Here is a 3,229-nt window from a genome sequence, read left to right as displayed (position 1 = left end):
ACCGCCGAGATGGACGACGCCCGCAAGCAGCAGTTCGTCGCCGAGTGGGGCGACAAGGTCGCCGGCGACCTTGTCGCCCCACTCGGCGAAGAACTGCTGCTTGCGGGCGTCGTCCATCTCGGCGGTGATGCCCTGGATGCCCTCGGTGGCGGCGCCCATCCGGAAGTGGTGGACCAGCAGGGTGCCCTCGCCGTCGGGCTCGATGGTGAAGCCCCAGACGCTGTCCTGCTTCTCGCCCTTGCTGTTGTGCATGGCCCACTGGAAGGTGCGGCCCGGCTCGGCGGCGACGACCTCGGCGTAGGTGGTCCACCGGCCGCGGACCACCGGTGCCCAGGCGACGACGTCCTCGGCGCGCTCGTTGTCGCCGCGGAAGACGGAGCCGACGGCGCCCGGCTCGCCGGTCGTCCACTCGCCGCCGAGGCATTCGGGGCTCCACTCGCCCATCCGGGCCAGGTCGCTGACCGCGGCGTAGACCTCGGCCGGGGTGGCGGCGACGTGGACCTGGGCCCGCGACCTGAAGAGGGGGTTCTGGGTGCCGCTCATGTCTGCTTCCTCCTGCGGTGGGACGTTCCAACTGCCGTCTGCGGCCCCCTTCTTGGCGGCCCGGCTAGATGAACCATACAGTTCAGTTCAACTGAACGCAACGGTACAGTTCAGTTCGGTTCTAGACTGGGCCCGCAGCCGGAGAGAGTTGGGATGAGCGCCATGACCGCACACAGCACCGCCGAGACCGCGCGGCCCGCCGCGACCCCCGCGGGGGCGCCCACCGGCGCGCGGGCCGCCCGCAAGCGGCAGGCGATCCTGGCCGCCGCCCGCACGGTCTTCCTGCGCGAGGGCTTCGGGGCGGGCGTGGACCAGCTCGCCGCCGAGGCCGGCGTCTCCAAGGTCACCGTCTACAACCACTTCGGCAGCAAGGAGAACCTCTTCAACGCCGTCATCGGGCAGACCCTCGACGAGGCCCTGGAGGTCGCCCAGTCGGTGATACAGGCCCGCCTCGCGGAGTCCGACGACGTCCGCGCCGACCTCGTGGAGGCCTGCCGCACCTGGGTGGCCGGCCTGACCACGCCGGACGTCCTCGCGCTGCGCAATGTCATCGCCGGCGAGCGGCACCGCTTCCCGGAGCTCGGCCGCACCTGGCAGGAGGAGGGCCCCGGCCGCCAGCACGCGGCCCTCGCCGCGGCGCTGGGCCGGCTGGACGAGCGCGGGCTGCTGCGCATCCCCGACATGGAGCTGGCGGTGCTCCAGCTGTCCGGGCTGGTGCTCTCCCCGCACCTGGTCTACGGGGTGTACGGGACCCACCTCGGCGAGGAGCTCGGCGAGCGGCTGATCCAGGGCGGGGTGGACATGTTCCTCAACCAGTACGGCACCGGCGCCTGAGCCGAAGCGGGCCGCGGCGGGCCGCTTCGGCCGCCGCGCGCTCCCGCGCGGGAGCGCGCGGAACCCCCCGGGCCGGTGCACCGGGGGGTTCCGCGCGCCGCGTACGGCTCGCGCGTCAGCCGTCGTAGCGGCCGAGGCGGTCGCAGGCGTAGTCGTCGAAGGCCTGCTCGACCTCCTCGGCGCTGTTCATGACGAACGGCCCGCTCCGCACGACCGGTTCGCCGATCGGCAGGCCGCTCAGGAAGAGCAGGTCGGCGCCGACCGGCCCGCCCGCGAGCCGTACCGCCCCGCCGTCGTCCGCGAGGACGGCCAGCTCGCCGTCGAAGACCTCGGCCGTGCCCACGGCGCCGCTGCCGGAGAGCACGTACACCGCCGTGTTCCACCCCGCGGGTGCGGGCAGGCGGGCGCTCTCGCCCGGTGCGAGGCAGGCGTGGACGACGGTCGCGGGAGTCGGCGTCCCGACCGGTCCGGTCACGCCCAGCGCCGTGCCGGCGATGACCTTGAACCAGGAGCCGTCGAGCCTGCGCACCACCGGGATCCGGTCCGCCGGCAGGTGTTCGGCGCGCGGCCGGGCCCCCTTGTGCGCGGCGGGCAGGTTCACCCACAGCCGGAGGTGGTGCTGGAGGCCGCCCGCCCGGAGGAACTCCGGCGCCGGCTCCGCCGAGTGGACGACGCCGGCGGCGGCGGTCAGCCGGTGCACGTCCCCCGGGGCGAGGGCGGCGCGCGAGCCGGTCGAGTCGGCGCACTCCAGCGGGCCCTCCAGGACGTAGGTGAGCGTCTCGAAGCCGCGGTACGGGCGGTCGGGCGCGCCCTTGGCCTCGCCCGGCCCGCACTGCGCCGGGCCGGTCTGGTCGACCGTCAGGAAGGGGTCGAGGAAGGGGATCTGCGGCGTCGGGAAGGCACGGCGGACCGGGTACCCCTCGCCCTCCGGCGTGTGGAGCGGCTGCAGGACGTCGGCCACCGAGCGGATCGCGGTGGCCGCGGTGACGGCGGAACCCAGGGTGGTCATGATGCCTTCTCTCGTCGTGTGTTCGGGGTCGTCCTTCCCAGTTCAATGAACTATACAGTTCAGTTCAGTTGAGGCAAGGTCCGCGGCAACTGACAGATACCGCCGCGCCCCGTTGTCCCGGGGGCGCGCCCCCGCCCACACTCCTGCCATCCCCACCGACGCCCACCACGGACTCGCAGGGGCATGCGGACGGCCCCGGCCGCCCCCGCCGTGCGCTGCGCATGCTCCTGCGGAAGGACAGCCATGACCGATCTCAGGATCCTCGCCATCTCCGGCAGCCTGCGCGCGGCCTCGTACAACAGCGCCCTCGTGCGCGCCGCCCGGAAGTTCGCCCCCGGCGGCCTGGACATCGAGGTCTACGAGGGCCTGCGGGACATCCCGCCGTACGACGGCGACGTGGAGGCCGAGGCGCTGCCGGAGCCCGTCGCCGACCTGCGGCGCCGCATCACCGAGGCCGACGGGCTGTTCATCGCCACCCCCGAGTACAACTACGGCATCCCCGGCGTCCTCAAGAACGCCCTGGACTGGGCGAGCCGCCCCGCCCTCGACTCCTCCCTGACCGGCAAGCCCGTCGCCATCGCCGGCGCCGCCCCCACGAACTTCGGCACCGTCCGCGCGCAACTCGCCCTGCGCCAGATGTTCCTGTGGACGGACTCCCGGGTCGTCGTCAAGCCGGAGCTGCAGATCTTCCGCGCCCACGAGCGCTTCGACCAGGCCAACAACCTGACCGACGACACCACCGTCGAGATCCTGCAGGAACTGCTCGCCGCGCTCGCCGCGAAGATCCGCGAAACCCGCGCCCTCGCGGCCGGAGCGCTCTGACCGCCCCGCTCACCCCACCCC

The 3,229-nt window shown here is 73.5% G+C and carries 4 protein-coding genes; 2 read left to right on the top strand and 2 right to left on the bottom strand.

All coding sequences use genetic code 11. The features are described from left to right. Positions 1-543 (bottom strand): SRPBCC family protein (locus tag EF903_RS30750; protein ID WP_148142617.1); only part of this gene is annotated, 543 nt, incomplete at its 3' end. Between the two features lie 162 nt (positions 544-705). On the opposite strand from EF903_RS30750, the gene EF903_RS30745 reads away from it, so the two are divergent. Next, positions 706-1,377, top strand: a complete 672-nt coding sequence (locus EF903_RS30745) for a TetR/AcrR family transcriptional regulator (RefSeq protein ID WP_125548264.1) — start codon at positions 706-708, stop codon at positions 1,375-1,377. A 115-nt stretch (positions 1,378-1,492) separates the two neighbouring features. Here the strand turns inward: EF903_RS30745 and EF903_RS30740 are convergent, their stop codons facing one another. Continuing rightward, positions 1,493-2,386, bottom strand: a complete 894-nt coding sequence (locus EF903_RS30740; protein WP_125548263.1) for a pirin family protein — start codon at positions 2,384-2,386, stop codon at positions 1,493-1,495. 243 nt (positions 2,387-2,629) lie between these two features. On the opposite strand from EF903_RS30740, the gene EF903_RS30735 reads away from it, so the two are divergent. Continuing rightward, positions 2,630-3,208 (top strand): NADPH-dependent FMN reductase, encoded by a 579-nt coding sequence (locus EF903_RS30735; protein ID WP_125548262.1) that lies wholly within the window; start codon positions 2,630-2,632, stop codon positions 3,206-3,208. The last annotated feature ends 21 nt before the right edge of the window (positions 3,209-3,229 follow it).

Source organism: Streptomyces sp. WAC05292, assembly GCF_003949955.1.
GTDB lineage: Bacteria > Actinomycetota > Actinomycetes > Streptomycetales > Streptomycetaceae > Streptomyces > Streptomyces globosus.
Note: the sequence above shows the minus strand (reverse complement) of the source record. Positions and strands in the feature narration are given on the sequence as shown.

Excerpts from the sequence above, each read along its gene's own strand:
- EF903_RS30745 (WP_125548264.1), top strand. The coding sequence starts at position 706 with ATGACCGCACACAGCACCGCCGAGACCGCGCGGCCCGCCGCGACCCCC.
- EF903_RS30735 (WP_125548262.1), top strand. The coding sequence starts at position 2,630 with ATGACCGATCTCAGGATCCTCGCCATCTCCGGCAGCCTGCGCGCGGCC.
- EF903_RS30740 (WP_125548263.1), bottom strand. The coding sequence starts at position 2,386 with ATGACCACCCTGGGTTCCGCCGTCACCGCGGCCACCGCGATCCGCTCG.